This window comes from Lactonifactor longoviformis (assembly GCF_042848515.1).
GTDB lineage: Bacteria > Bacillota > Clostridia > Lachnospirales > Lachnospiraceae > Lactonifactor > Lactonifactor longoviformis.
Genome location: NZ_AP031453.1, coordinates 936,724 through 963,277, shown reverse-complemented (window position 1 = coordinate 963,277; position 26,554 = coordinate 936,724). Strand labels below are relative to the sequence as shown.

Annotated in this window: 22 protein-coding genes and 1 riboswitch; of the genes, 10 read left to right on the top strand and 12 right to left on the bottom strand. The window is 46.6% G+C overall.

Features of this window, described 5'->3' with window-relative positions; genetic code table 11:
* Window positions 1-18 precede the first annotated feature (18 nt).
* Window positions 19-133, bottom strand: a riboswitch (FMN riboswitch).
* 61 nt (window positions 134-194) lie between these two features.
* Window positions 195-1,487: an L-serine ammonia-lyase, iron-sulfur-dependent, subunit alpha gene (locus ACGHCT_RS04330; RefSeq protein WP_341443429.1), complete on the bottom strand. Its 1,293-nt coding sequence runs from the start codon at window positions 1,485-1,487 to the stop codon at window positions 195-197.
* 220 nt (window positions 1,488-1,707) lie between these two features.
* Here ACGHCT_RS04330 and ACGHCT_RS04325 point away from each other — a divergent pair, with 220 nt between their 5' ends.
* The 9 genes from ACGHCT_RS04325 to ACGHCT_RS04285 all read left to right on the top strand — a co-directional run bounded on the left by ACGHCT_RS04325 (window position 1,708) and on the right by ACGHCT_RS04285 (window position 10,748).
* Window positions 1,708-2,862 (top strand): site-specific integrase, encoded by a 1,155-nt coding sequence (locus ACGHCT_RS04325; protein ID WP_072852525.1) that lies wholly within the window; start codon window positions 1,708-1,710, stop codon window positions 2,860-2,862.
* Window positions 2,863-3,062: 200 nt separating this feature from the next.
* Complete coding sequence (locus ACGHCT_RS04320; RefSeq protein WP_084067933.1) at window positions 3,063-4,124, top strand: substrate-binding domain-containing protein; 1,062 nt, start codon at window positions 3,063-3,065, stop codon at window positions 4,122-4,124.
* A gap of 69 nt (window positions 4,125-4,193) precedes the next feature.
* Entirely contained in the window at window positions 4,194-5,732 is a 1,539-nt protein-coding gene (locus ACGHCT_RS04315; protein ID WP_390438422.1) for a sugar ABC transporter ATP-binding protein, read from the top strand.
* A 3-nt stretch (window positions 5,733-5,735) separates the two neighbouring features.
* Window positions 5,736-6,740: an ABC transporter permease gene (locus ACGHCT_RS04310; protein WP_072852523.1), complete on the top strand. Its 1,005-nt coding sequence runs from the start codon at window positions 5,736-5,738 to the stop codon at window positions 6,738-6,740.
* Window positions 6,741-6,761: 21 nt separating this feature from the next.
* Window positions 6,762-7,424, top strand: a complete 663-nt coding sequence (locus ACGHCT_RS04305; protein ID WP_072852522.1) for a cyclase family protein — start codon at window positions 6,762-6,764, stop codon at window positions 7,422-7,424.
* Window positions 7,425-7,479: 55 nt separating this feature from the next.
* On the top strand, window positions 7,480-8,313 hold the full coding sequence (locus ACGHCT_RS04300) for a transketolase (protein ID WP_390438419.1): 834 nt from the start codon (window positions 7,480-7,482) through the stop codon (window positions 8,311-8,313).
* Window positions 8,313-9,248, top strand: coding sequence for a transketolase family protein (locus ACGHCT_RS04295; protein ID WP_390438416.1), 936 nt, complete (start codon window positions 8,313-8,315; stop codon window positions 9,246-9,248). The genes ACGHCT_RS04300 and ACGHCT_RS04295 overlap by 1 nt, the downstream gene beginning before the upstream one ends.
* 15 nt (window positions 9,249-9,263) lie before the next feature.
* Window positions 9,264-10,022, top strand: coding sequence for an SDR family NAD(P)-dependent oxidoreductase (locus ACGHCT_RS04290; protein ID WP_072852519.1), 759 nt, complete (start codon window positions 9,264-9,266; stop codon window positions 10,020-10,022).
* Window positions 10,023-10,028: 6 nt separating this feature from the next.
* Window positions 10,029-10,748: a FadR/GntR family transcriptional regulator gene (locus tag ACGHCT_RS04285; RefSeq protein WP_390438414.1), complete on the top strand. Its 720-nt coding sequence runs from the start codon at window positions 10,029-10,031 to the stop codon at window positions 10,746-10,748.
* Window positions 10,749-11,037: 289 nt separating this feature from the next.
* On the opposite strand, the gene ACGHCT_RS04280 is transcribed toward ACGHCT_RS04285, so the two are convergent.
* From ACGHCT_RS04280 to ACGHCT_RS04270, 3 genes are read right to left on the bottom strand one after another with little or no spacing between them, the layout of a single operon-like run.
* Window positions 11,038-11,913 (bottom strand): YitT family protein, encoded by an 876-nt coding sequence (locus ACGHCT_RS04280; RefSeq protein ID WP_242946772.1) that lies wholly within the window; start codon window positions 11,911-11,913, stop codon window positions 11,038-11,040.
* A 37-nt stretch (window positions 11,914-11,950) separates the two neighbouring features.
* Window positions 11,951-13,798 (bottom strand): putative bifunctional diguanylate cyclase/phosphodiesterase, encoded by a 1,848-nt coding sequence (locus ACGHCT_RS04275; protein ID WP_390440116.1) that lies wholly within the window; start codon window positions 13,796-13,798, stop codon window positions 11,951-11,953.
* A 27-nt stretch (window positions 13,799-13,825) separates the two neighbouring features.
* Entirely contained in the window at window positions 13,826-17,413 is a 3,588-nt protein-coding gene (locus tag ACGHCT_RS04270; protein ID WP_072852515.1) for a response regulator, read from the bottom strand.
* A 159-nt stretch (window positions 17,414-17,572) separates the two neighbouring features.
* Between ACGHCT_RS04270 and ACGHCT_RS04265 the strand changes: the two genes are divergently transcribed.
* A complete protein-coding gene (locus ACGHCT_RS04265; protein WP_390438412.1) occupies window positions 17,573-18,367 on the top strand; it encodes a polysaccharide deacetylase family protein in 795 nt (264 codons plus the stop codon).
* 33 nt (window positions 18,368-18,400) lie between these two features.
* Here ACGHCT_RS04265 and ACGHCT_RS04260 read toward each other — a convergent pair whose 3' ends face one another.
* From ACGHCT_RS04260 to ACGHCT_RS04225, 8 genes are all read right to left on the bottom strand, one after another.
* Window positions 18,401-19,510 carry a M23 family metallopeptidase gene (locus tag ACGHCT_RS04260; protein WP_390438410.1) on the bottom strand — a complete coding sequence of 370 codons (1,110 nt, stop codon included), beginning with the start codon at window positions 19,508-19,510 and terminating at the stop codon, window positions 18,401-18,403.
* A 70-nt stretch (window positions 19,511-19,580) separates the two neighbouring features.
* A complete protein-coding gene (locus tag ACGHCT_RS04255) occupies window positions 19,581-20,081 on the bottom strand; it encodes a small multi-drug export protein (RefSeq protein WP_072852509.1) in 501 nt (166 codons plus the stop codon).
* A gap of 1 nt (window position 20,082) precedes the next feature.
* A complete protein-coding gene (gene hisC / locus ACGHCT_RS04250; RefSeq protein ID WP_390438407.1) occupies window positions 20,083-21,153 on the bottom strand; it encodes a histidinol-phosphate transaminase in 1,071 nt (356 codons plus the stop codon).
* Window positions 21,154-21,168: 15 nt separating this feature from the next.
* Window positions 21,169-22,353, bottom strand: a complete 1,185-nt coding sequence (locus ACGHCT_RS04245; RefSeq protein ID WP_390438404.1) for a pyridoxal phosphate-dependent aminotransferase — start codon at window positions 22,351-22,353, stop codon at window positions 21,169-21,171.
* 94 nt (window positions 22,354-22,447) lie between these two features.
* A complete protein-coding gene (locus ACGHCT_RS04240; protein ID WP_390438401.1) occupies window positions 22,448-23,275 on the bottom strand; it encodes a hypothetical protein in 828 nt (275 codons plus the stop codon).
* Window positions 23,276-23,302: 27 nt separating this feature from the next.
* A complete protein-coding gene (locus ACGHCT_RS04235; protein WP_072852500.1) occupies window positions 23,303-23,650 on the bottom strand; it encodes a hypothetical protein in 348 nt (115 codons plus the stop codon).
* A complete protein-coding gene (locus ACGHCT_RS04230) occupies window positions 23,635-24,690 on the bottom strand; it encodes a hypothetical protein (protein WP_390438398.1) in 1,056 nt (351 codons plus the stop codon). The genes ACGHCT_RS04235 and ACGHCT_RS04230 overlap by 16 nt, the downstream gene beginning before the upstream one ends.
* A gap of 109 nt (window positions 24,691-24,799) precedes the next feature.
* The gene (locus ACGHCT_RS04225; RefSeq protein ID WP_390438395.1) at window positions 24,800-26,533 is read right to left on the bottom strand and encodes an ABC transporter ATP-binding protein; all 1,734 of its coding nucleotides are present in this window, start codon (window positions 26,531-26,533) and stop codon (window positions 24,800-24,802) included.
* Window positions 26,534-26,554 lie beyond the last annotated feature (21 nt).

The window sequence follows — 26,554 nt, the reverse complement described above, 5'->3', positions numbered from 1 at the left end:
CGCTGTCCGATCGTTATGAATTATCTTCTTCCATCCAGACTTTACTGTCGGCTTCGGAGTTACACCGAATCATGCCTTGCGGCTCGTGGGCTATACCACCGGTAGGGAAACGAACCCTGCCCTGAAGATTTCTATTAAGTTGTTATTACTTTATCACAGGATACAGGAAATGTCAAACAGCATCTTTGTGGAATTTACTCTTTTGAGACACATCCCATCATAATATCTACAATCTTTTTGTCCGTCTCACGCATTCCGTCTTTCCCCAGCTGCCCTACATTGTAAATGGTCTCGTCAACCCCCTTGGTCACAATTCCGTCTCCCCCTCTGAACTCCTGTCCCTGAAGGTACATATGGTATCCCAATATACCAGCCTCCACAGAAACAGCAATCTTAGCTGCACAGGATGGTTTTGCCCCATCGCAGATCATTCCTGAAACAACTGCCAGAGAGTTTACAATCGTGTGGGCAATTTCCGGAAATCTCCCGCCCTGAAGATAGGCAATGCCTGTTCCGCTGGCACATCCTGCATTTACAGCCCCGCAGTAAGCGGAAAGCTTACCAATTCTGGAGCGCTGGTGGATCGTAATCAGGTCTGAGACAGCCACTGCTCTGATAAGCTCCTCCCTGCTGCTCCCCATCTCTTCCGCATAGACAATAACAGGAACAGCTGCTGCTATCCCCTGATTCCCGCTGCCTGTAAGAATCACCACCGGAAGCTCGCACCCGCTCATCCGGGCATCAGAACCTGCTGCTGCCATAGCTTTCGCCCGATTCTGCACTGTATCCTCCTGAGAATTCAGCAGTACCTTTCCGATATTTGCTCCGTAGGTTCCCCGGATGCCTTCCTGGGCTATGGCATAGTTACACTGAATCTGAGGTTCTATATAAGCTGCAAGTTCTTCTAAGTCAGCACACTCCGCAAAATCTACGATATCCTTCACTGTCAGCAGATCTACACCATCTTCCTTTTCCTTGGCCTCCTCACAGCTATTCTCCAGCAGAACTTTCCCGTTTTTTTCAATATAGACAATATTCGTATGAGATCTGGTAATTCTCAGCTTTACCTGATCCTCCCCTTTACACATCTCAATCTGTATATCGAACAGCAGATCTCCCTCCTGAGTCTCTACCTCAATTGTGTTTGCCGCAAGATACTCCTTTATCTCCCTCTTCTTATCCCCGGGAACTGCCGATATCACTTCCAGTTCCTTATCCGCCCGGCCGGCGACTATCCCCGCTGCTGCTGCCGCGTCTATCCCCTTTAATCCGTTGGTGTTGGGGATGACCACACTCTTAACATTCTTAACAATATTTCTGCTCACAGCAATCTTAGTGTGAGCAGGCAGCCCGCCCAGAACCTCTCTGGCCCTGGCTGCTCCATAGGCTATGGCTATGGGTTCCGTACATCCCATAGCAGGCACAAGCTCCTTTTTCAGCAATTCTATATATTTTCTATATTTACAATCATTTTTATCCATTCTCATTCCTCCAGGCTCTTAGGCAGCGGATTCCCTCTGTCAATCCGCAATTCTCCCTTAATTATTACATGTTTTTCCGTTAAGTCAACAGTATTCTCCAAATTTCTTTATCCATATATTTCCCTTGCAGGCCAAAACTTATATACTGATAAAAACATATGCCATACGTCCCATCATTAACAAATTGGCATATAAATGGCACAAATAATATAGGAGGTTTTAAGAAATGGGAAAAGATCAAAAAGGAAGAGAATTGGGGCGGGGAATTATACAGCTGCCTAATAAATCCTATCAGGGCAGATTTACCTTTCAGGGCAAACGCTATGCCGTATATCACAGGACCCTTACAGGAGTAACGGAAAAGCTGCGCAATACCAGATATGAAATAGAGCACGGCGCCCCGGGAATGGGAAGTACCCCTTCTCTCGACTTCTGGTTTGACCTGTGGCTGAATAAATATAAGTCTCTTTCCGTAAAACAGGGTACTGTAGATACTTATCATAACTATTATGCCAATTATCTATCCCCCTCCCTTGGTCAGAGGAAGCTGGCAGATATTTCTCCTTACAATCTGCAGCAGCTCTTCTATGATTTGAGGCAGTCTGGTTATTCCAATAATACCGTCCATCTGTGTTATACTCTTTTGAACAGCCTGTTTAAGCAGGCCTGCAGGCTGAATCTCCTGCAAAATAATCCGGTACAGAAGCTTGAGCTGCCCCGGCAGCGCTCCGCCCCCCGCCAGCAGGCACTTTCCAGAACAGAACAAGAAATTTTTTTGGATTATGCCCGGAAAAGTCCTTATTTTCCTATCTACTCTCTCGCCCTTTTCACGGGCATGCGGGTAGGTGAACTAAGAGCACTCAGGTGGTGCGACGTAGATCTTTCCAATGCTTGTCTCATGGTTACCGGCACCATAAAATATACCAAACAGCGGGGCTGCTTCCGCGACTCCCCCAAAACAGCAAGCAGTTACAGAAAAATTCCCCTTTTGCCGAAGGCTATAAACCTGCTGGAAGACTTGCAGAATAAACAGCTCCACGGGGAAAGCCCGGGAAACGAACATCCGCAGCTGGAAGATATGGAGAGTCTGGTCTTTCCCTCAAGAACCGGAAAACCGCTCTGTCACGGTGTTCTAAATGCAGATATCAACAAGATTGTTACACGTATCAATGAAAAGGCCGGGATCCCCTTTCCCCCTATGACCCCTCACACCTTACGGCACACTTTTTCCACAAGGTGCATGGAATCCGGTATGGCGCCGAAGGTTCTCCAGTCCATACTCGGACATCAGAACTTTTCTACTACCATGGATTTATATTCCCATGTTCTCCCGGATCAAAAGAAGGCGGAGATGAAAAAACTGCGGTTTGGTTATCTTTAAGTGGCATAAAAAGCGGCATGACTTAAAAAGTTATGCCGCTTTTTTGCCCATAATTTCAATTTATATAATAAATTGTCATTAAAGTATTAGTTTAATGATAAATAATGCATCAAAATGCATAGGAAACCACAAAAGAAGGGAGGTTACGGCGGAAACGCCCAGGGGAAAAGGACTATTAAAACAATTAAGGAGGATTTTACATGAAAAAGGCATTAAGTATTTTATTAACCTTAGGTTTGGTGTTTTCTATGGCCGCGTGCGGCGATAAGAAGGAAGAGGCTGCAGACACATCCGCCAAAACTGACACCGCAAAAACACAGGATTCCGGGGATAAGGAAGCTGCCGGCGGCAGTCTGGAGGGCAAGAAAATTGTATATCTTGCACCGTCAAAAGATATTCTTTATTGGCAGTGGGTTGAAGAAGGAGTAAAGCAGGCTTGTGAGGAAGAAGGGGTTGAATTCGTAACCTACGATGCACAGAATTCCACCACAACTCAGGCTACCAATGTTAACACCGCGATCACCCAGAACGTAGACGGTATTATTCTCAGTCCGGTAAGCTCCACCAGCTGTCCTACTGTGCTTGATCCCGCAGAGGAAGCAAACATCCCGGTAACAATCGCCGCAATCGGGGCAGAGGAAGGAGTTACCAACTACGCCTGCTGTGTTACGGCGGATGACTACACATCAGGGTACGATAACGGTAAATATCTGTGTGAGCGTGTAAAAGAGCTCGGCGGAAACAGCATCGGCGTTCTGGCACTTCCCATGGACCGCACCAATGCACAGAACAAGATGGCTGGACTTGAGAAGGCCTGTGAAGAGGCAAGTGTAGAAATTGTACAGGTTATCCAGACGCCTGACCTTACAGTAAGCGAGGCAACCTCAGAGGCAACCGACCTTCTGACCGCCCATCCCGATATTAAGGGGATTTACGGCATGTATGAGCAGGCTGGCACCGGCGCTGTTCTGGCCTTAGAGACAGCAGGACTAACAGGTAAAATATCTGTGGTATCCTCTGACGGAAGTCCGGAATCAATTGCTCTTTTACGAGAGGGTAAAATTGACGGCATCGTCGTACAGGAAGCTGTCGGCCAGGGGCTTGTAGCAGCACAGCAGTTATTCAAAGCAATCAAGGGCGAAGCGATTGAAGAAAAGGATATTCCTCTTCCGGAACCGTTAGTTACCACAGAAAATGTTGACGATCCTGAAATTCAGGAAATCCTTCGTCTGGTATATCCGGAATCCGCCGGCTCTTATTAAACTTATATCAAACCTCCGTGCAAAGCACTCTCGTGAGGCTTTGCACGGACAACGAAAGGAGGTCTCAACATGGGACATGGAAAAACTCCCCTTCTGGAAATGCACAACATCGTTAAGATATACGGGGGAACAAAAGCGCTCAACGGTGCATCCCTCTCCATCTATCCCGGGGAAATCCATGCTCTGATGGGCGGAAACGGAGCCGGGAAATCAACTATTATAGGGATCATAGGCGGTTCAAAGATGCCCAATGACGGCCAGATAATTCTAGACGGCAGAGAGATTCGTTTTAAATCTCCGAAAGATGCTATGGAAAAAGGCATAGCAGTGGTGTATCAGGAACTTTCCTTAGTTCCCCACCTGACAGTTTCTGAAAATATATCTCTCTGCAATCCGGATATTAATAAAAATGGTTTCTATGACTGGAAGGAATCCGATAAAATTGCCCGGGAAGCACTCCTCACTCTTGGCGAGGCAGCAGCCAGCATCAGACTGAGAGATGAAGTATCCACACTCCGGGCAGATCAGATGCAGATGATAGAGATTGCCCGGGCGGTAAGTATGGGGGCTAAAATCATACTGTTTGACGAGCCAACCTCATCTCTGAATTTTGGAGAGACCCAAAGCCTGTTCCAGATTATACGAAAATTGTCCGCTCAGGGGCTTGGTATCATCTTCGTCTCTCATCGTATGAACGAGATCCGTGAAATCTGTGACCGCATAACTATTTTCAGAGACGGACAAACCGTCACTGAGGGAGCCCTCATGTCAGAAAAAAGCGATGCTGATATTATCAGGGACATGATCGGACGTACGCTGGTTATGGAAGAAGCGGTTTCCATAGACGATTACAAAGAAATAGACAAAAACAATGAATTACTGAATATAGAATGGGAAAACAGCGACATCTCTTGTTCCGTTAAGGAGGGCGAAATTGTAGGTCTGGCAGGCTTAGCAGGTTCCGGCCGGAGTTCCCTTCTTCGCGCTGTTTGGGGAGCCCAGAAAAATCCCCAGATTCGCTTGAAACTTCGAGGTGAAGGGTATATGCCCAAATCTCCTCAGGCAGCATTAAATAGAAATATTGCCTACATTGGTGAAGACAGAGCTGAAAGTGGATTGTTTCCGACACTGCCAATCCCCGAAACACTCCTCATGCCCCACCGTGTGTACAGCAAACAAAGGCTGATACGCACAAAAAAAGAAAATTCCTACCTAAAGAATATCGTTCAGGCACTAAAAATTAAGGTTCCATCTATTATGGAAGCACCTAATTCACTTAGTGGGGGAAATCAGCAAAAACTACTCTTCGGCCGTTGGTTTATCCACAACCCCACCATATTTTTGCTGGATGAACCCACAAGGGGCGTAGATGTCCACACCAAACAGGATATTTACCAGTTAATCAAATCTGCTGCCAGAGAAAGCCATGCCGGTGTCATTGTCGTTTCCTCAGAACTTGCCGAGCTTGTCACCTTGTGCCACAAGGTACTCATCTTAAAGGACGGCAGGCCAGAGCGGATTCTGTACGGTGATGACATCAATGAGGATTATATGATGCAGTGCATTACCTCTTCATCCGAAGTTCCAAATATAAAGGAGGCTGATTAATTTATGAATAAAACAGATAAGGCTCAGAATCAGGCAAATGCCCCCTCATCTACAGGAGGTCTGGCCCAGACTGCAAAGGCATATAAGCTTGAAATTGGTATGTTTTTGGTATTAATTATATTATTTATTATTCTGCATTTTGCTACTGGTACAGCCCTGACAGCCCGTAACCTGAAAAATGTGCTTCAGGCTTGTGCACCCTTATTTATTATATCTCTTGGCCAATTGCTGGTTGTCATTACAGGAGGCATCGACTTGTCCGTTGGGTCTATCTTTTCCTTTGCAGGAATGGTTGCCACTCTCTGCATGATTAAATTTGGGATTGCAGCAGGGGTGATTGCGGGATTGGGTGTAGGCCTGCTCTGCGGCTTATTCAATGGTTTCTTTGTGGCAAAGGTAAAGATGGCTCCCTTTATTGTTACACTGGCTATGCAGGGGGCGGCTTCCAGCCTTACCTTTATTGTGGCCGGAGGCAATTCTCAGACAATCAGCAACCACACCTCTTTTGCTGCCTTTGACAGGGGAAGCTTTCTGTTCGGACTGCCCAACTATATTACTTATATGCTGATTGCTGTCATTCTTCTGCAGTTTGTCCTGCGGAAAACTATGCTGGGGCGCTGGATTTATGCAACCGGAAGCAATGAGGAGGCCGCGCGCCTGGTAGGCATCCCCGTGGTGGCGGTAAAAATTATTTGCTACTCTGTATGCGGTATTCTCTGCGGACTCGCCGCACTTTTAAATGCATCTTATCTTCTCACAGTGGAATGTACTGCTGGAACAGGCATGGAATTAAACGCCATCGCCGCCACGGTTATCGGAGGCGCCAGCCTGTCCGGGGGATTAGGCTCTGCCTTTGGTGTATTGATTGGTGCCTTAATCAGCACTGGAATAAACAATGGTATTAACCTTATGGGGATTAATACATTCTGGAGCGGAACGGTTACTGGTGTAGTCATTATCGTTGCAGTTTTGATCGGCAGCATTACCACCAGAAAAACCAGAAAATAATTTCAGAAATGGAGGTTTCTTATGAAAATCAAAAAACTTTTAGACTTGTCCCAAACTTTTTATCACAACAATCCCGGCTATATGCCCTATGAGCTGACTGCTATTAATTATGAGACGCTTAAGCCCAAAGATGGCTACACATCCGAGCGTATTTACATGAATACACATACTTCTACGCATGTGGACGCACCCTTCCACCACTTTCCTCAGGGAAAAACAGTGGCACAGACGCCTGTTGAACAATACATAGGAGAAGCCGTAGTAGTCGATTTGTTTGGAATTGATGCTCATACCGCTATCGGCACAGAACACCTAAAACCTTACGAAGATGTCATCAAAGAGGGGGATATAGTTCTTTTGTGCACAGGATGGGGCTATAAAAGAGACTGGAGCACAGAGTACTGCGACTTCTGGCCATATCTGGGCGAGGATGGAGCGCAGTGGCTCTTTGATAAAAAAGTAAAGGGAATTGCCATTGACTCTATGAGTATCGGCGGGCCCAAAGCAGGGGAGGGCCTGATGCAGCATGAACTGCTCTTAGGAAGTGAAATATGGCTGGGAGAAGAGCTTTTCCTTCCAAAGGATCTGCTGGAATATCCCCGCTGGGATTTTATACTGCTGCCGCTGAAAATGGAAGGCTGCGGAGGCGCTCCCGCCAGAGCTATTGCACTCATCACAGAGTAGCAATACTCTGTCTATATATATCCTACGTTCTACAGATGATGATTAGGAGGTTGCTATGAAAAATATTGGTACTGAAGAACTAAAACAACAGGCAAAAGAGCTGCGGAAAACAGCCCTCACCATGATATATGAAGCCCAGTCCGGCCATCCGGGTGGTGCCTTCTCAGCCGCGGATTTAGTGACCGCGCTCTACTTCCGGGAGATGAATCTGGATCCTAAAAATCCGAAATGGGAAGACAGAGACCGTTTTGTCCTTTCCAAAGGCCATGTATGTCCCATACAATATGCGGCTCTTGGGACTCTAGGATTCTTTCCTGAGAAAGAACTGCATACGCTGCGCAAAGAAGGTTCCATCCTTCAGGGACATCCTGATATGAAGAGATGCCCCGGCATCGATATCTCCACCGGCTCTCTTGGACAAGGACTGTCCTGTGCGGTAGGCATGGCCATTGCCGGAAAAATGAATCACAAAGACTATCGGGTATTTGCAATGATAGGTGACGGGGAGTCCGATGAGGGGCAGATCTGGGAAGCCATCATGTGTGCCAACAGATATCAGCTGGATAACCTCATTGTTATTCTTGATAATAACGGACTTCAGCTGGACGGCACCACGGACGAAATCATGCCTCTTCTGGATATGAGCCAAAAATTAAAGGATTTCGGCTATGAAGTTTATGATATCAACGGTCACGACATGGATGAAATCGTCTGTACACTGGATGAAATACGGGCAGGCAAAACCAAAAAACCCAAATTTATTAATGCACATACGGTGAAGGGCAAGGGCGTATCTTTTATGGAGAATCAGCTGGGGTGGCATGGCGCGGCTCCTAACGAACAGCAGTATGCACAGGCAATGGAAGAGCTTGAAAGGGGGGATATCTGATGGAAGGAACAAAGATCGCTACAAGAGATGGCTTTGGAGAGGCAATTGTTGAACTTGGAAGAAAGAATAAGGATATCTGCGTAGTGGACATAGATATTGGAAAATCCTGCAAAACCGGGGCATTTGCCAAAGAACTGCCGGAGCAGTATCTGAATGTAGGCATTGCAGAACAAAATGGCGCAGGGGTCAGCGCAGGTCTCGCGACCGCAGGAAAAATCCCCTTCGTAGTGACTTATGCCGTCTTTGGATCTCTTCGCATGTGCGAACAGATACGCCAGGAAATCTGCTATCCTAAACTAAATGTAAAAATCGCCTGCTCACACGGAGGGGTGACACCGGCCAATGACGGAGCCAGCCATCAAAGCATTGAAGATATGGGCGTGCTGAGAACTATTCCCAATATGACCGTAGTCATGCCTGCAGACTATTATGCTGCTAAAAAGCTGGTGGCAAAGGCTGCCGAGCTTTACGGCCCGGTTTACCTGCGCTTTACCAGAGATGCCATTCCCGTTATCTACGATGAGAATCAGGAGTTTGAAATTGGCAGGGCGGTAACGCTTAGAGAAGGCGGGGATATCGCCATAATTGCCAACGGCGACACCGTCCGTCTGGCTCTGGAGGCAGAGGAAAAGCTGTCATCTCAGGGGATCCGTGCAAAGGTTTTGGATATGCATACCATTAAGCCTTTAGACAAAGAAGCTGTGCTGGATTGCCTTCGCGGAATCGGCAGAATCATCACCGTGGAGGATCATAATATCTTAAATGGTCTGGGAAGCGCTGTCTGTGAGGTCGCTGGGGAAGAAGGAACGGGTCATGTGAAGCGTATCGGGATTCAGGATCAGTTCGGCCAGTCAGCGCCTTATGAGCGTCTCCTGGAATTAAACGGCATCACCACTGAAAATATTGTAGAAACCGCAAAATCAATGCTCAAATAAAAAGGAGGAAAAATCATGTTAGAATTTGAAGGGCAAGTTGTTATTGTAACCGGAAGCGGATCACCAAAAGGCATCGGCAGAACCATTGCTGCCACCTTTGCCGGACAGGGTGCTACTGTTGTAATCGCTGATATTAATGAAGCAGGGATTCAGGACACCGTAGATTATATTACATCAATAGGCGGCAAAGCTTTCGGCATACCCGTAAATATCACAGAGAAAGCGTCTGTTGACAATATGGTTTCTGCCATAATGGATAAATACGGCAGAATAGATGTCCTCATCAACAATGCAGGCGTCTCACAAAAAGTTACAGTAGAAGATATGACGCTGGAAGATATAAAGAGAATCTTTAATGTAAACATGTTTGGCCTCTTTCTCTGTACGCAGGCTGTGCTGGAGCCCATGAAAAAAGCCGGATACGGACGTATAGTATCACTTTCTTCCGTATCAGGAAAAAGAGGAGGCGGTATCTTCGGGGGAGCCCACTATTCGGCTTCTAAGGCCGCTGTGCTGGGATTTTCTAAAAATCTGGCAAGAGAAATTTCCCCGTACGGCATAACCACCAATTGTGTATGCCCCGGCCTGATTAATACCGAGATCTGGAAATCCCTTCCCAAGGAGGATGCCGATAAGGTTATCGACGGAATCCCTATGGGACGGCCGGGCGAGACCCAGGAAGTCGCCAATGCCATTGTATTCCTTGCATCCAGGGAAGCATCTTATATCACCGGTGAAGAAATTGACATTAACGGCGGCTCTCACATGGACTAACTGCTTATGCAGGATCTCACTTTCCGCAAGATTAAAAGCAGTTCTATTGTAGAGCAGATTATAGATGCGCTGACAAACGCAATTATCAATGGCCAATTAAAGCCCGGAGATAAGATTCCCACAGAAACCGAGCTGATGGAGCTTCTCGGCGTAGGGCGTAATTCCATACGTGAGGCCATAAAAATGCTTATTTCCTACGGCGTGCTAGAGATACGAAGAGCAGAGGGAACCTTTGTAAAACAAGGGTTTTCCGGAATTATGCTGAATCCCCTGCTCTACGGGGTTATCTTGAGCAGCAGCGGCTCTTCTCAGCTTGCGCTGATGGAACTGAGAGAATTAATTGAGATCGGCCTGATGAAGCTGGCAAAGCAAAAGCTTACCCCGGACAGCCAAGAGGAACTGATTCGTCAGTATCATTTCCTGGCAGAATCCTTTGAAGAAAAGCCTTTTAGTGTACAGGCAGTATTCCAGGCGGACAATCTCTTCCACGAAACAATCTCTTCTGTCTGTCAGAGTCCAATCATAGACAGTATGAATACAACCGTGCGCAAACTCACAGAAAAGCTGCGCCTGGATACGGTAACCAGAATTATAAGAGAGGGAAAACAGGAAGAATTCAAGGCAGTTCACCGGGAACTCCTCAACTATCTGATTGCAGAAGAAACTGTGTACGACATAGACCGGATTGTAAAGCAGAGTTACCTTTACGACATGGAAACCATATAATTAAACTAATACTTTAATGACATTCGCCTATATACTTCATTCTTTATTCTACATCCAACATCCTACATATAGTGGAGTAAAAAAATAAATTGCTTAAACTTATCGGTTGATATCAGTCTAGCATCAAATCCATACTTTGTAAACTCCTTTTTGTATATTCTGCATATTTAACAATTTTTCGTCCAAAATTTCTGTACATTTTCACTAAACTCAAGGGAAATCAGGCGGCAGATGATTCTAGTCCTTTGCCTCACTGATCTCCCTCAGATTTATGTACAGAGCAATTTACTTACTCTATAATCTCCTGCTTGATTTTCAAAAAGTCTTTATCCTGTCCGAATACATGCATCAGAGGGAAGACTTTCATAAAGCAGTCAATCTCTTCCTTCTTTACAAATTCCCTCAGCTTCACGTATTCTTTTGAGGTACAGACGCAGTCAATCTGCGTCTTCGTCTCTTTTGTGTATCCTCCTACCACCTGGTGAATGGTTACACTTTTTTGAATATCCTCTATGATAAACTGCTCGATACTGTGAGGGGCGTTGCAGATCAGCTGTATCTCATACAACTTGGGACCCATATTAAAAAGTACAAAGTTCATACTGTTCACATAGATCAGCTGCCCGACAAATGCGTATGCCACCGCATCAAGGCTGAAGGCAGTGAGCATGATCAGCAGGATAGTTCCGTCTACTAACAGCAGTATGGTTTTCAGAGGGATCTGTTTCAAAGCAGTATGCTTCAGCAGCTTGCCAATGGTATCTGTCCCGCCGAAGGAAAATCCCAGGCGAAAAGCAATTCCTGTCCCGATTCCCAGCAGGACACCAAAAAAAGCAACCGCAATCAGTTTATCATCAAATATAATATGTACGGAAAAATAGCTCATTGCCCACAGGACCGCCGGATAGAGAACCGACAGAAAAAGAATACTGGAAACTTCCTCCTTATCCATCTTCACCCATGTAATGATCAGCACCACCCCTACCATCACATAGTTAATCAGTGCATAGTGAATCCCCGTAAACTCTGAGACTGTCATGGCAAGCCCTGTGATGCCTGTCACTACAAACCCATTGGGAAGCGCTACCCAGTTTACTGCTATACTGCAGATGATACAGCTCAGGGCAAGCAGCAATATATTCTTTGCCGTAATTTTTTTCAGCATTTTCATCCTCCTCCTAATCAGGCCGTTGCCTATGCAATTACTGCTGTTCCAGAAGTTGTTCAAATTCTTCTTCCGGCATGGGACGGTAATATACATAGCCCTGTACAAAGTCACATCCGATATGCTTCAGATACTCCACCTGTTCCCAGGTCTCAATCCCCTCAGCTACTGTTTGGATATGGAACCGCTTCACCAGGTCTATAATCCCCTCGATAACAGCGGCATCTTTCCCCTTATCTTCGCTCTCGACAAAAAACAATCGGTCGATCTTCAATACATCGATGGGAATACTCTTAAGCAGGCTTAGAGAAGAATATCCCTTTCCAAAATCATCAATAGAACAGGAGAAGCCCTCCTTTTTCAGCTGTTTTACAATCTGAATCAGCAGTTCCTCCTTGTCAAATACCATAGACTCTGTGAACTCAATCTCCAGCAGCCGGGGAGGAATCTGATACTTGTCTCTGATCTCCACATACCTGCTCACAAAATCCAAATCGTAAAATTGCAGCCTGGAAACATTTACTGATACAGGCAGTACCTCCCGCCCCTGATCCAGGAGAGATTTCAGCCATCGGCACACTTCCTCAAAGACATACTGATCCAACTGCCCAATTAAAAACTTTCTCTCAAATACAGGGATAAAATAATCAGGAGATATCACAGCCCCGTCGCTGGTCTTCCATCTGACCAGTGCCTCCGCACAGGCTATCCTCCCTGTTTTAAGTTCAACCTTGGGCTGGAAATACACTGTAAACTCATGATTCTCCAGGGCTGACAGCATGCGGCTCTCTACATTTTTTTCTTCCCGAAGCCGGATCCGTATGCTCTCATTGTAATACACATAATTGGGATTTGTCCCATTTTTTACAGTCTTTCTCGCAAAATTTGCCTTGTCAATCAGATTGTCAATCAGCAGGGTTTCCACTACATCCTCAGCACAGCAGATGCCGCAGCAGGTGGGCACACTCTGCTTATCATACGAATTATGCATAAACTTGATAATCCTCTGATCCGCTTTCCGCTGGCGGGACGCTGCTTCGCCCTTTTCCTTATAATACATTAATATCACAAAATGGTCTGCAGAGACTCTCCCGTAAATCTCTCCCTCCCGGAGGCTCTCCCCCAAAATTTCACCGTACTGTCTGAGAATACTGTCTCCGTACGTATAACCAAATACATCATTCATGTATTTGAAATCCGTAAAATCCGTATACAGCACAGCGTACTTTTTATCAGCACCGGTGTCCAGAAGTTTCTGAGCTTCCTCTTTAAACGCTTCTATCTGGTAAGCGCCTGTCATTGGATCCTTGCGTGCCAGTTCATTCAGTTCTTTATTCGTGTTCTCCAAAAAAAGTATTTTCCTGAAAGCCGACCAGAATATGAGAAGCCAGATAACAGCTACTACTCCCAGCAGAGCGACACATACGCCTAACAGCGTCCGGTTCTTTCTGACTGAATATTCTTCTGCAGAAAAGACGGTATCATTTGCCTGCTCAAAAAATGCCTCACTCAGTGCCAGCATCTCTGCCTCTTCTTCTTCTCCCATGCGGTATGCGTAAATATGCTCCTGCACCTGGCCCCACATACGCTCCATCTCCAGGAGATCCTCCTGATACTGTTCGTCCTGGGGCGCCGGAAGGTCATAGGGACCTTTTGCCCCTGTCAATTCTTCTATAATACTATCGATATACTGTATAATCTCACTGCTTTCCTGTCTCTGCAGTTCAAGCTTGACCAGGCGCTGTGTAGCCCCCCGTACAATTCCCACATAATTAATCAGCCGTCCGTAAGACTGCGCCTGAATGACAGCCTGGACCATCATCGTTCCCAGAAGAAGACAGGCCAGAAACAGGACAGCCAGCCCCCTTTTGTATATACCTTTCATATTAGCCAACAGTTCCCTTCTCTCCGGTCATGAATTCTCTTTCCCGTAAATAAAATCATATAGTGTTTGATACAAGCGGTTCGGTTCGATGGGCTTAGCCAAATGTGCATTCATTCCGGCCGCCTTGCTCTTTTCTATATCCTCATCGAAAGCGTTGGCAGTCATGGCAATAATAGGTATCGTTTCAGCATCCGCATTGCTGAGATGCCGGATATTGGCAGAGGAGGTGAGTCCGTCCATAAGCGGCATACGAATGTCCATCAAAATGGCATCATAGTATCCTGTTTCAGATTTGCTGAACATCTCCAGGGCCCGGAGGCCGTTTTCCGCCGTATCCACCTGAAATCCCTTGGTCTCCAGAAGCATGACTGCTACTTCTGTATTTATCTGGTTATCCTCTGCCAGCAGTACCCGCCTGCCTGTAAAATCGAAGTCATCAGCCTCCACCTGCTGGTCCTGCTCTTCTTTCTCCCCCAGAGCCGTACTAAAAGCTGAAACCAGGGAGGATTTGAACATAGGTTTGCTCATAAGAAGATTCACTCCCGCAAGCTTTGCCTCATGTTCAATGGATATCCAGTCATAGGCTGTCATAATGATAATTGTAACCTCAGGCCCTACAATTCTTCGGATCTGTCTGGCGGTTTCTATTCCGTCCATCTCAGGCATTTTCCAGTCAATAAGAATCATGTCATAGTAACGTCCCTCTTCCCAGAAATTTCTGACACGGTCTACCGCCTTCCGGCCGCTGTCCACCCACTCTGCCCGGACACCGATTTCCCGGAGTGTCACGACCGCGCTCTCGCAGACAGCTACATCGTCATCCACCACCAGGGTCTTTAAATGGGAAAAGTTATAGCTCTGCTTCTTTTGGTTATGCCGCAGCTTCTCTTCCTCCGTAATCCCCAGCTTTACGTCCACTGTAAATTCAGAGCCAAGCCCCTTGATGGAGCGCACAGTAATTTTTCCATCCATCAAATCCACGATGTTTTTAGAGATAGCAAGTCCAAGTCCTGTTCCGCCGTACAGCGAGGTTGTGCCCGTCGACTCCTGTGAGAAGGGTTCAAATATATGAGGCAGAAACTCACTGCTCATTCCTATGCCGGTGTCATTTACAATAAACCGGAGGACCGCATCATTTTTTGTCTTTCTGCGCTGGGCTGCTGAAAACGTCACCTTACCCCCTTCACCGGTAAACCGGATGGCATTGCTTAATATATTAATCAATACCTGCTGAAGCTTCATGGCATCCCCCATATAATAGTCATCCAATACCGGATCTACAATGCACTCATATTCCACACCTTTGGCATCTGCCTGTGCACAGCAGATGGACGTAATCCCGTGAATGAATTCCTCCATAGGTATCTTTTCATTTTTTAAAAGCATCTTCCCGCTCTCTATCCTGCTCATATCCAGAATGTCATTGATCAGGGACAGCAAGAATCGCGAGGAGATACCTATTTTTGAAATGCAGTCTTCCACCTGCTCATCGTCCCCTATGGATTTTGCCGCTATGGTACTCATACCGATAATCGCGTTCATAGGTGTACGGATTTCATGGCTCATACGGGAAAGGAAATCTGATTTGGCGGCATTTGCCTGCTCCGCAGCCACCAGGGCTGCTGCAAGTTCTTCCTTCTGTCTCTGCTCCTGGGATACGATATCCGTGACATCCGTACAGGCAATGCATACGCGCCCAAGCTCTTTAATAATATAAAATACCTGGAGGCGCATCACACGGATCTCATCATTTTTCTCCCTTATCTCTATGAGGAATGAATAAGAATCCTGTCTTGACAGCTCCTTTTTCATATAGCTGTAATCCAGTTTGCCAAGAAGCTCTCTTCCAGCCGCCTCGTCCATAAGCCGTTCTGCAACGGAACAAAGTTCTTCCCGGAGCCTCCCGGCAGGCGCCAGCATAGGCCCCTCTTTTGCACTGCTGATCATCCGGTATGTATCCCTTACAGTATCGGCCTCAAGGATAATATCATAGTCCAGCTCTGTAATTCTCCGAAGCAGCTGCTCCTGCAGCCGCTGCTCTGTGACATCTGATGTGTAGAAGAAAAGGATAATATCCCCTGTCTCGGGATTCCGGAAGGATCGCATGTAGGTATTCTCCCAGAAGCATTCCCCCCGGTTGCTCTTTCGCAGGAAATCCAGATGGTAATCTATTTTTCCGGAACTAAAGTCCTTCAGTACCTTCTCCCTGTCCAGGGTAACTCTAATCTTTTCCCCATACGCAGGATCCAGCGCAGACATTGCCAGAGTCTCTACTACCTTCTCATAGGGTTCTCCCACATAAGCCACAGCCATCTCGGAATTTGAAAGATAGGTTTCCACAATCCCCCTGGTAACATTTAAGCTTCCCTGAATATTCCCGTCCCTGGAACACAGCTCTGCAAAATATGCCAGTTCCTTCTCATATAATTCCCTGGCCTGTTCCTGGAGCTTCTTTTCATCTGTGATATCCACAAAGACACAGTAGAAATACTGTTCCTGATCCTCGCCTCTTATAAGCTGAGCCTTTATGGAGATCCATTTTACGGACCCATCCCTGCATATCAGCCGGTTTTGATTCTGTATGGTATTGCCATACCGCAGCTGGCTGTCCAGTATGTCCTTCATAATGAGAAGATCCTCGGGATAAATCACAGCTGACATTTTATTCCCCAGAGCCGCAAACTCCTCCCTGGTATACCCCAGAAATTCAAACAGTCCGTCATTGGCCGCAATCACGGAAAAATCCTTGTCAAATCTGCAGCGGAATACGGCCCCCGGAATATTGTTATAAAGATGGAGTACCTCCTCCTGAGCCTGTCTCCGGGCGGTTATGTCCATACACACTGAGATAATAGCAGGTCTGCCGTCCTCCGCAGTCACCTGCCGCCCCAGATCATGAACCCAGATGTAGGAGCCGTCTCTCTTCTTCATCCGGTATTCTACAACATATTCATCCCCCTTTCTCAGCTGGGCCTCTACTGCGTCGTCAACCATCTGCCGATCCTGGGGGTGCATGCAGTTTCCAATCATTCCGTCTATATCTGATACAAATTCTGCCTCGTCCGCATACCCCAGGTGATCCAGCATCCTGCGGTTCACAAAATAAAAGGGAAACCCCTCCTCAATATACCCGCCCATCATGCCCCCGGGCAGGGAGTCATTTAAAAGCTCCTGCCGCTGGCGGATAGAATGTTCAATCACAAGTGTCTGCGGATAGTGCTCAGCCTCCCTCTGACTGGTCCCCGGTTCTGCCACATGAAAGCTTTTGATCACCCAGCGGCTCTCTTTGGAAAGCAAAGTGAAGAATGCTTTCAGATTCCAGGTATATAAGGTATTTTTTAATGTCACCTCAGCAGATAAGCTGCACACCTGCTCGGTAATATAATGTTCGTATATAAATGAAATTCCAACCTTAAATGGTTCTGATATCTCTCGGATATCCTGACTGAGATATGCTTCCATCTCAGCTTTTCCCCAGGCAGACTCGTTTTTTCCAGTTCCCACAAAGTCCACATCCTCTGTGAGAAATGTGAGGGTTTCCGTAAGACTACGTTCTTCAAACCAGGCACGGCAAAATCTGTAGATTGTTTCCCTGACGTCTGTCTGATTGTTCATTTGTTTTTCCTCCCGCAAACGGTATATGAATGTATATTCTTTTATTATACCTCCATAATATTACATTTTCTACTGCTTTGGTCTATTTTTTTGCAGTGCATAATGTATAAGCTGTATCCCATAAGATAGTAACAAGATCCCTTTTCAGAGGTATCCATTATGAATCAAGAAAATCCTGATTCTTCCACGCAACCCTTCAAAAGAAACGCAGTCTCAATTTTCGTCGGACTGGCTGCTATTGCCCTTCTGATCTGCGCCGCTGCCTACCTTCCCAAAATTGCCTCCGTGAGCACAAGCGTAGGAGGCCGTGAACTGCCAATCTACTGTGTAGATACTGATAAACCGCAGATTTCCATCTCCTTCGATGCTGCCTGGGGCAATGAAGATACCCAGACGATTCTTGATATCCTGGCTAAGCATAACGTCAAAGCTACCTTTTTCATGACCGGAGGATGGGTTGAGAGTTATCCGGAGGACGTAAAAAAGATATATGAAGCCGGCCATGACCTGGGAAACCACAGCGAAAACCACAAGCATATGAGCGAGCTCAGTACTGAAGAGCAGACACAGGAGCTGATGAAGGTGCACAACAAGGTAAAAGAACTCACAGGCGTGGATATGATTCTATTTCGGCCTCCCTATGGTGACTATAATGACAGTGTAATCAAAACTGCAGCTGCCAACCACTATTATCCCATCCAGTGGTCTGTAGATAGTCTGGACTGGAAGGACTATGGGGCTGATTCTATTATCCAGACCATCTGTGAAAATAAGTCACTGGAAAATGGCTCAGTCATCCTCTGCCATAACGGCGCCAAGTATACCAAAGATGCGCTGGAGACGGTCATTACCACCCTGCAGGGAAAAGGCTATGAATTTGTACCAATCTCAGAGCTAATCTACAAAGATCATTATCATATGGACCGGGCAGGAAAACAGATTTCAGATACATAAGCTCTCCCCGGCACAAACGCAGCGGCCAAAGCGTTACTTTTCGCTTTGGCCGCTGTTTTCCTTATCCGCTATGCTCTTTTTATATTCCTCCGCCGCGGGATCTCTCATCTCAAATACACGGTGGTACTCCTTCGTCTCCAGATTCTTAACAGTCCTGCTCCTCTTCTGAGATAAGAATCTTGTCAATTGGTAACAGTCCACCCAAATCTCATGGCTTCCTTCTTTCTGACTCTCATCAAAGATAAGCTGAAGTCCCCAGTGCAAATGGGGAGTGTCGATATTATTCACATTTTCCTTGGCACTGTAGCCGGTATGACCCAGATATCCGATCACATCCCCTGCCTGGACAACACTGCCCTCCTTCAGGGATTTGTTAAACGGAAAATTCTGGCGCAGATGCGCGTAATAATAATATCTCTTTTTATCAAAGCTGCGGATACCCAGCCGCCAGCCGCCGTACTGATTCCAGCCGATGGCCTCCACATACCCGGACTCCACTGCCACAATGGGTGTACCCACCTGCCCCATCATATCATGTCCGAGGTGCTGTCTTCGGTATCCGTAGCTTCTGGATACCCCAAAATCATCATAGTCCTGATATTCATATCCCCTGGCAATGGGAGAGTAGGCTTTCAGGCCGTATTGCTTTACCCAAATCTTTTCTCCTGTCTCCTGCGCTCCTGTCTCAGTCCCTTGAGCGTCGTTTTTTGGCACCTGTATCTCATATTCACCTACCATGCCGCCCAAAACCGCAGTATATGCCTCCAGATAATAAGCATAATATTTCATGTCTTTTGTCAGCTCCGCCATTGTTGTCTCCCCGGAAGTCAGCTTCTCGCCCAGGTCTTTCATATCCTTTGAGGAATAGCTGCCGAAATCTCCCCCGTATCTGGCACCCAGAAAGGCCAGCAGTTCCGTCCAGTTCAGGTGTATCTCCTGCTCATAGGTACTCACATCCAACTCATAAGCCTGCTGCAGGGCCTCATATGGTACGGTAAAGTCCACCCATTTAATATACTTTTCTTCGGGCTTGGCAGAATCGCTGGCCACAGTGATCCCTTTCGGCTGACAGTACCATAAATAGGTACAAAAAAGCAGCAGGCATTCTATTCCAATGATAACGCGGCTGATACTCACCTTCATACTATACTCCACGGTATTACGTTATTCATAATATATGTCTGCTGCTTTTTATAAATTCCTTATGAAATCACTATTGCATAATTGTTCCCAACATCCCGTAAGAAACAATCAGCATAATCACTGTCGCCATACAAATTCCCAGCAAGATAGCGGGGACTGATTTTTTCAGGTCCACTTCCAGCAGAGAGGCAATCAGCGCTCCGGTCCATCCTCCGGTTCCGGGCAGCGGTACTCCCACAAAGAGCACCAATCCCCAGAATTCAAATTTTTTAATTTTGTCACTCTTCCCCATAGCCCTCTTCTCCAGCTTCTCAATCAGGGGCCGGAAGATTTTTGTCTTTTTCAGCCATTTAAATATCTGCCTGATAAACAACAGAATAAAAGGAATCGGCAGAATATTTCCTATGATGCATATCACCGACGCCTGCACCATAGGAATTTTCAGAATGGAAGCCAGTAACAGGCCTCCTCTGAGTTCCAAAATGGGTACCATAGATACCAGAAAGATCGCCGCCTCAGGGGATAAAAATGACGGCATATTATTTGCAAACCACTGTACTGCTGAATCCACGTTATTTCTCCTCGTATTTTTTTAAGTATTTTTGGAGGAAACGGATAAGTGTTTCCATCTCCTGCTGTGTGCCAATGGATATCCTGAGATGATTGTTAATCCTGGGCGCCGTAAAATATCTGACATAAATATGCGCAGCCCGCAATGCCCCAAACAGCTCTTCGGCCGGACAGCTTTCATGTGAGGCAAAGATAAAGTTGGCCTTAGAATCCTCAAACCTAAACCCCAGCCTTCTCAATTCCTCTTTCGTCCACTCTCTCGTCTCTATAATCCTGCCCAGGGTCTCTCTGAAATATCCCTCATCCTTTACTGCCTCCTGCCCCAGAAGGAGCGCTGTCTGATCCATGGTATAGGAATTGAATGAATATTTCACATCATTCAGATACTTGATAAGTACGGGGTTTCCCATGGCGTAGCCGATACGCATGCCAGCCATGGATCTGGATTTGGAAAATGTCTGTACTACAATCAAATTCTCATATTTTTTAATCAGAGGAAGTGCGGAAGCTGCCCCAAAGTCTATATAAGCCTCATCCACAATCACAACCACATCCTTGTTCCTCCGGACAATCTCCTCCACCTCTTCCAGGGGCATCTCCACACCCGTAGGTGCATTGGGATTTGGAAATACGATTCCTCCATTCTCCCTGAAATAGTCCTCCTTCCGGATATGAAACCTCTCATCCAGCATGGGGCGCTGATAGGGAATCCGGAACAAATCTGCCCACACATCATAGAAAGAATACGTGATATCCGGAAACAGAATGGGATTGGAGGAATTAAAAAACGTCAAAAAGCACATGGCCAGCACGTCATCCGAACCCACTCCCACAAAAATCTGGTCCTCCGAAAGCCCATAATACCGGGCGAGTTCTGCCGTGAGATCATGGGCCCCAGGATCGGGATAGAGACGGAGACAGCCGGCATCCATAGTCTCCAGCGCCCTCTGCACGCCCGGTGCAGGGGGGTAGGGGTTTTCATTGGTATTCAGTTTGATCATTTCTGGTTCATTGGGCTGTTCTCCCGGCACATAGGGAACTACTTTACGTATATTATCTTCCCATTTTTTCATAATATCCTCCAAGTATTACAGAAATTCCTTTGCCAAAGCTTCAAAGCCCGGCATAGAATTCATAATGGTTTCATAAGAAACACAATATGCAATGCGCACATAGCCCGGGCATGCGAAAGATGACCCTGGTACAATTAAGATGTGATGTTTCTTCGCCGCATCACAGAACACTTTTTCATCCGCAACAGGAGATTTGACAAACAGATAAAAGGCTCCCTCTGGCTTGATACACTGGAATCCCAGCTTTTTCAGGCCTCCGTACAAAGCCTCCCGGTTTTTATTATATGCCGGAACGTCTACCTCCGCGTCCAGGCATCTTGCCACTACCTTCTGCATGAGGGAAGGGGCATTTACATATCCCAGGATACGGTTGGCAACGTTTGCAGCAGCAATTACATCCCGGCTGTCAGCCACTTCATCCGGAATCACCAGGTAGCCGATGCGCTCTCCCGGGAGAGACAGGGATTTGCTGTAAGAATACCCTACAATTGTGTTCTCATAGTATTTTGTCAGATAAGGCACCTGTACGCCATCATAAGCCAATTCTCGATAAGGCTCGTCCGAAATAAGATATATCTCTGTGCCGAATTCTTTCTGCTTCTCTCTCAGGATATCTGCAAGCTTGTGAATGGTATCTTCGGAATATACCACTCCCGTGGGATTATTGGGCGAATTCACTATTACGGCCTTTGTATGCCGGGTAATTTTCCTGCGGAATTCCTCCAGGTTCGGCTGGAATGTCTCTGTGTCAGGAGACACTTCTACCAGCACTCCGTCATAGTTTGCGGCATAGCTTCTGTACTCCCCGAAATAAGGAGCAAATACCATTACCTCATCTCCCGGATTTAAAAGCGTTTTAAAGATCACATTCATGCCTCCGGCAGCCCCCACAGTCATGAGAATATTCTCCTCCCGGAAAGCCGTCCCGAACTTGCGGTTCAGAGAACCTGCGATGGCAGCCCTCACATCTTCATACCCGGAATTATTCATATACCCGTGTACCACTACCGGATCTTCATTGTCTAAAATGTCAATTATAGCGTCTTTTACCTCTGCGGGAGCCGGCACATTTGGGTTTCCCAGACTGAAATCATATACATTCTCAGCCCCGTATTTCTCAGCCATAATTTTTCCTTCTTCAAACATGGCGCGGATGGCCGAACTGTTTTTTACAAAATTCACCATTTTATCTGCTATCATCTTTCCTACTTCCCTTCTTTAAAGTATCAATGCGATACTGTTCATTATACTAACAATCTGGAAAAAACACAAGAATCCCCTGTTAAAATCTCGTTCAGGACTGCTTTTTCCGCCTCCAAAATACAAAAATCATTACTGCTGTCAATAGTGACACAAGCAGGATCATGCCTCCAATTATAAATTCATATCCTCTTTTGGGTTTGCCCGGAGCATATTCTTCAACCTCTGATGCCGGAACGGATTCTCTCACCAGCACAGGCAAATCCGGATTCACAGGATCCGTCATACAGATCCACCCCTTAACCCCCGGCAGATAATCCGAATACCCCCACAGGCTGCCGGCATCATCTCTATAGGTCTCCTGAATGTTCCAGTCCCCGGCCTCCTCCTGAATCTGCCATTCCTGCTTATATTCTGAGCCCGGATACTCCCAGAAGTATAATGTCTGGTGCTCCGCCTGATATCCGTCGAGCTCCCCAGCATATTTCTGAAATTGTTTCCCGAACTCTTCCCGAAATGATATTTCATCATACCTTACCAAAAGGTCTTCCATCTTCACCCAGCCTAAATAATCTCCTGTATAAAACTGCGTCCTGGCAGTATCGTTGCCCTGTACATCGTACAGCAGGCTGCCCCATTTGTCCCCCTTTTTATCAGTGTACATATGAATCACACAAAAGACAGAGCCGTTGTCCATCTTTATTACCGGCTCTTCCTCCCCCGGTTCTTCGTAAATATCTGCTCTTCCTCCGCTGCCGTTTGCTTCAAACATACGGTTTATTGGTTTTATCTGACTTCTGTGTTTTCCGTAGAATGAATAGTCAGGTTCTGCTATTGAATCCCCCGTAACTGTCCTGCAGGGCAGAAGTAACATAACTACTGCGCCCAGAAATGCCATATAACACTTTCTTCGTATATTCACAATCAGTCCCCCTTTTCTAACGTTATCCTACCGCAGCAAAAATACTGCCAGTTTCCCTGCAGAATAGGAAAATAAATTAGCGGCAAAGGAAAAAAGCAAAGGATATTTTATTCGCTCTGCATATTTTTTATAATAAAGTGCCTCTGCCATTACTGCCAGGCCCTCCAATAGCAGTATTATCAGCCACAGCGGATGCCAGGCCTTCCATACAGCCATATAATATACGAATACCACAGGGGGATTTGTCAGCACATTCACCAGGAAAACCAGGCATAAGTCTTTACGGCTTACATGCCACACCCCCGCAAAAATCTCCTCCAGCAGCAAAGTCAGCAGCAAGGACTTTGCGAATACCGGTATCATCCACTCTCCCATGCGTTCACCGCCTTTCCCAGGCCATTCCAGATCAGAAGTCCGGAGAACAGGCATATCCAGACGTACACTCCTGCCTCCGGCATCTCTTGGCCATACCCGGAATAGGACGGCAGATATCCCAAAAACAGGGCAAATGACAGTGTCCCAAAAGCAAATCCTTTTGTCTTCGGCAGCATTCTTGTAAGCGCCCCCAGTGTGACAGGCATGGTCATGTTAAAGAGCAGGACGGCCGCCGCCCCTGCCAATGGATTTCCGGACAGGCAATATAGTATCCCTGCAAGCCCCAAAGAACACACCGCCGTCCGTCTGTCCCCCGCCCAGTCCGCCAGAACTCCCCCTGCAGCCTTACCAAATACAAGGGCAAAAACAAGTATCATCCCCCAGTACCCTTCCTCTTTCCACGGAAAGTTCTGAATTAAGCCCATATAAGATCGGAGACATACGGTCAGAAAGAGGCAAGTAATTCCCAGTAAATTTGTGCCGCATAAAGTTTTCCTGCCCTTGTCCCTATGGCCGTCAGCTGCTGCTGTCTCCCTTCCCCCGTACCTCAACCGGTATAAAAGTACAGCTGATACAAAGAGTGCCAAAGCCACTGCCGCCGCAAAACCGCCTGACATATCCCCGCTTTTCTTACCAATTAACGTTCCAAGATAAATCCCCAGGGCTCCCGGTGCTATAAAAACTCCCAGCATACTGTCCTTTCCCTCTGCGTGCTTCAGAACGTCCCATCCCCCTCCCACATGAAAGCAGGCATTTCCCAGGCCCAAACCGATCACAGCCGGAACAGGCCATTCCCCTAAGCCAAAAGCGCACGCAGTAAGAATACACCCGATTACCGTAACTATCCGCTCCCTCCCTATACAATCTGCTCCCAAGCCCAGGGGCATCTGCATGGCAAACGCACAGAAATTATAGATAAGCATCAGAAGATACCAGTTAACCTCCTGATGAAACCTGGAAAACATAAAAAAGGCGCAGGCAAAGTCCACTGCAAAATGTGCAGCCGAATAGACAGATATCCATCTAGCTTTCTTTGCCATACGCCTCACTCCCTTCGCCCTATAGAACTATCCGTTCTATCCTCTAGTAAAAGGGTGTTCTGTTCTCTCTTTTTTGTTGCATCGTCAATAATTATTTGCGGATTTATGCCTAACTAAATGACATCTCATACAAACTGGCATAAAGCCCGCCTTGTTTCATCAGCTGTTCATGAGTTCCTTCCTCGGCAATTCCGTCATCTGTGAGAACCAGAATTCTCTCTGCCCTTCGAATGGTAGACAGCCGGTGTGCAATTACAAAGGTAGTCCTGTCTTTTGCCAATGACTCCAGGGATTCCTGTACAATCTTCTCACTCTCGTTGTCTAACGCTGAGGTAGCCTCGTCAAAGATCAGAATAGGCGGATTCTTCAGAAACACTCTTGCAATAGAAATCCTCTGCTTTTGTCCTCCGGAGAGCTTGACTCCCCGCTGGCCAATATCCGTATTATAATTTTCCTCCATATTCATGATAAACTCATGGGCATTGGCAGCTCTTGCCGCCCGAATGACCTCTTCATCAGTTGCGTCCGGTTTTCCATAGCGGATATTTTCCATAATGGTGCCAGCAAACAGATAAACATCCTGCTGGACAATGCCTATCTGATTTCTGAGCTCCTTCAGCCGGAGCTTCCTGACATCTACTCCGTCAAGGGTGACAGACCCTTCCGATACATCATAAAACCTGGGAATCAGGCTGCACAGCGTTGTTTTTCCCGCACCGGAGCTTCCCACCAGCGCCACATACTCCCCTGCCTTAACCTGAAGATTGACATGCCGGAGGACATCCTCCTGGTTCTCTTCGTAACGGAAGGTTACATTGTCAAAACCAATGTCACCTCTTACCTTCGTGAGAGCTGCCGCATCAGGGGCATCTTTAATATCCGGCGCAATGGCCATAATCTCCAGGAAACGGGAATAGCCGCTGTAGCCGTTCTGGAACTGCTCAGTGAATGTAATCAGTTTTTTTACCGGATCCGTGAAATTATTTATGTACAGCAGAAAGGTAACCAAGTCCGCCACCGCCAGCTGTCCTTTTGTGATAAACACTGCACCTGCAATCAAAACCCCAATGGTAATCAGAGTTGTAAATGCCCCCATGCCGGAATTGTAAGCCCCCATATACTGGTAGCTTTTCCTCTTAGAGTCAACGAACCGCTCATTCCCCCGGGAAAACTTTTTCATCTCCACACTTTCATTCCCAAAAGACTTGACGACCCGGATTCCGGACAGGCTGTCTTCGATCTGTGTATTGATATCCGCTATTCTGGCCCGGTTCTCCCTGAACGCATGCTTCATTTTCTTATTAAAATAGACGGCATAGATGACCAGGAACGGAACAAAGAAGAATGCCACCGCTGCCAGTTTGGGATTGATGAACAGCAGAATCCCAAAGGCGCCCACAAACTTAATCACCGAGATTACCAGATCCTCGGGCCCGTGATGCAGAAGTTCACTGATATCAAACAAATCACTGGTAATCCGGGAGAGCAGGTGCCCAACCTTCTGGTTGTCATAGAAGGCAAATGACAGCTTCTGGTAATGACCGAAAATCTCATTTCTCATATCCCGCTCTATTTTAGCCCCCATAATGTGGCCGTAGTAAGCGATATAAAAATTACAGAAGGCTTCCACCAAAACCAGAAGTATCATAAAGACTCCCAGCTGTATAATCATACAAAACGCCGCCCGGGCATCCATATAAATCACTTGATTAGTAATATACCTTACCAGCAGCGGTATTATGAGGGTAATTGCCGCCCCAATAATGGCAAAAAACAGATCCGAAAAGAACAGTCCCTTATACGGCTTGTAATAAGCCGTCAGTTTCTTCAATATTTTACTCATAGTATCTCCTTCTTCTTCCCG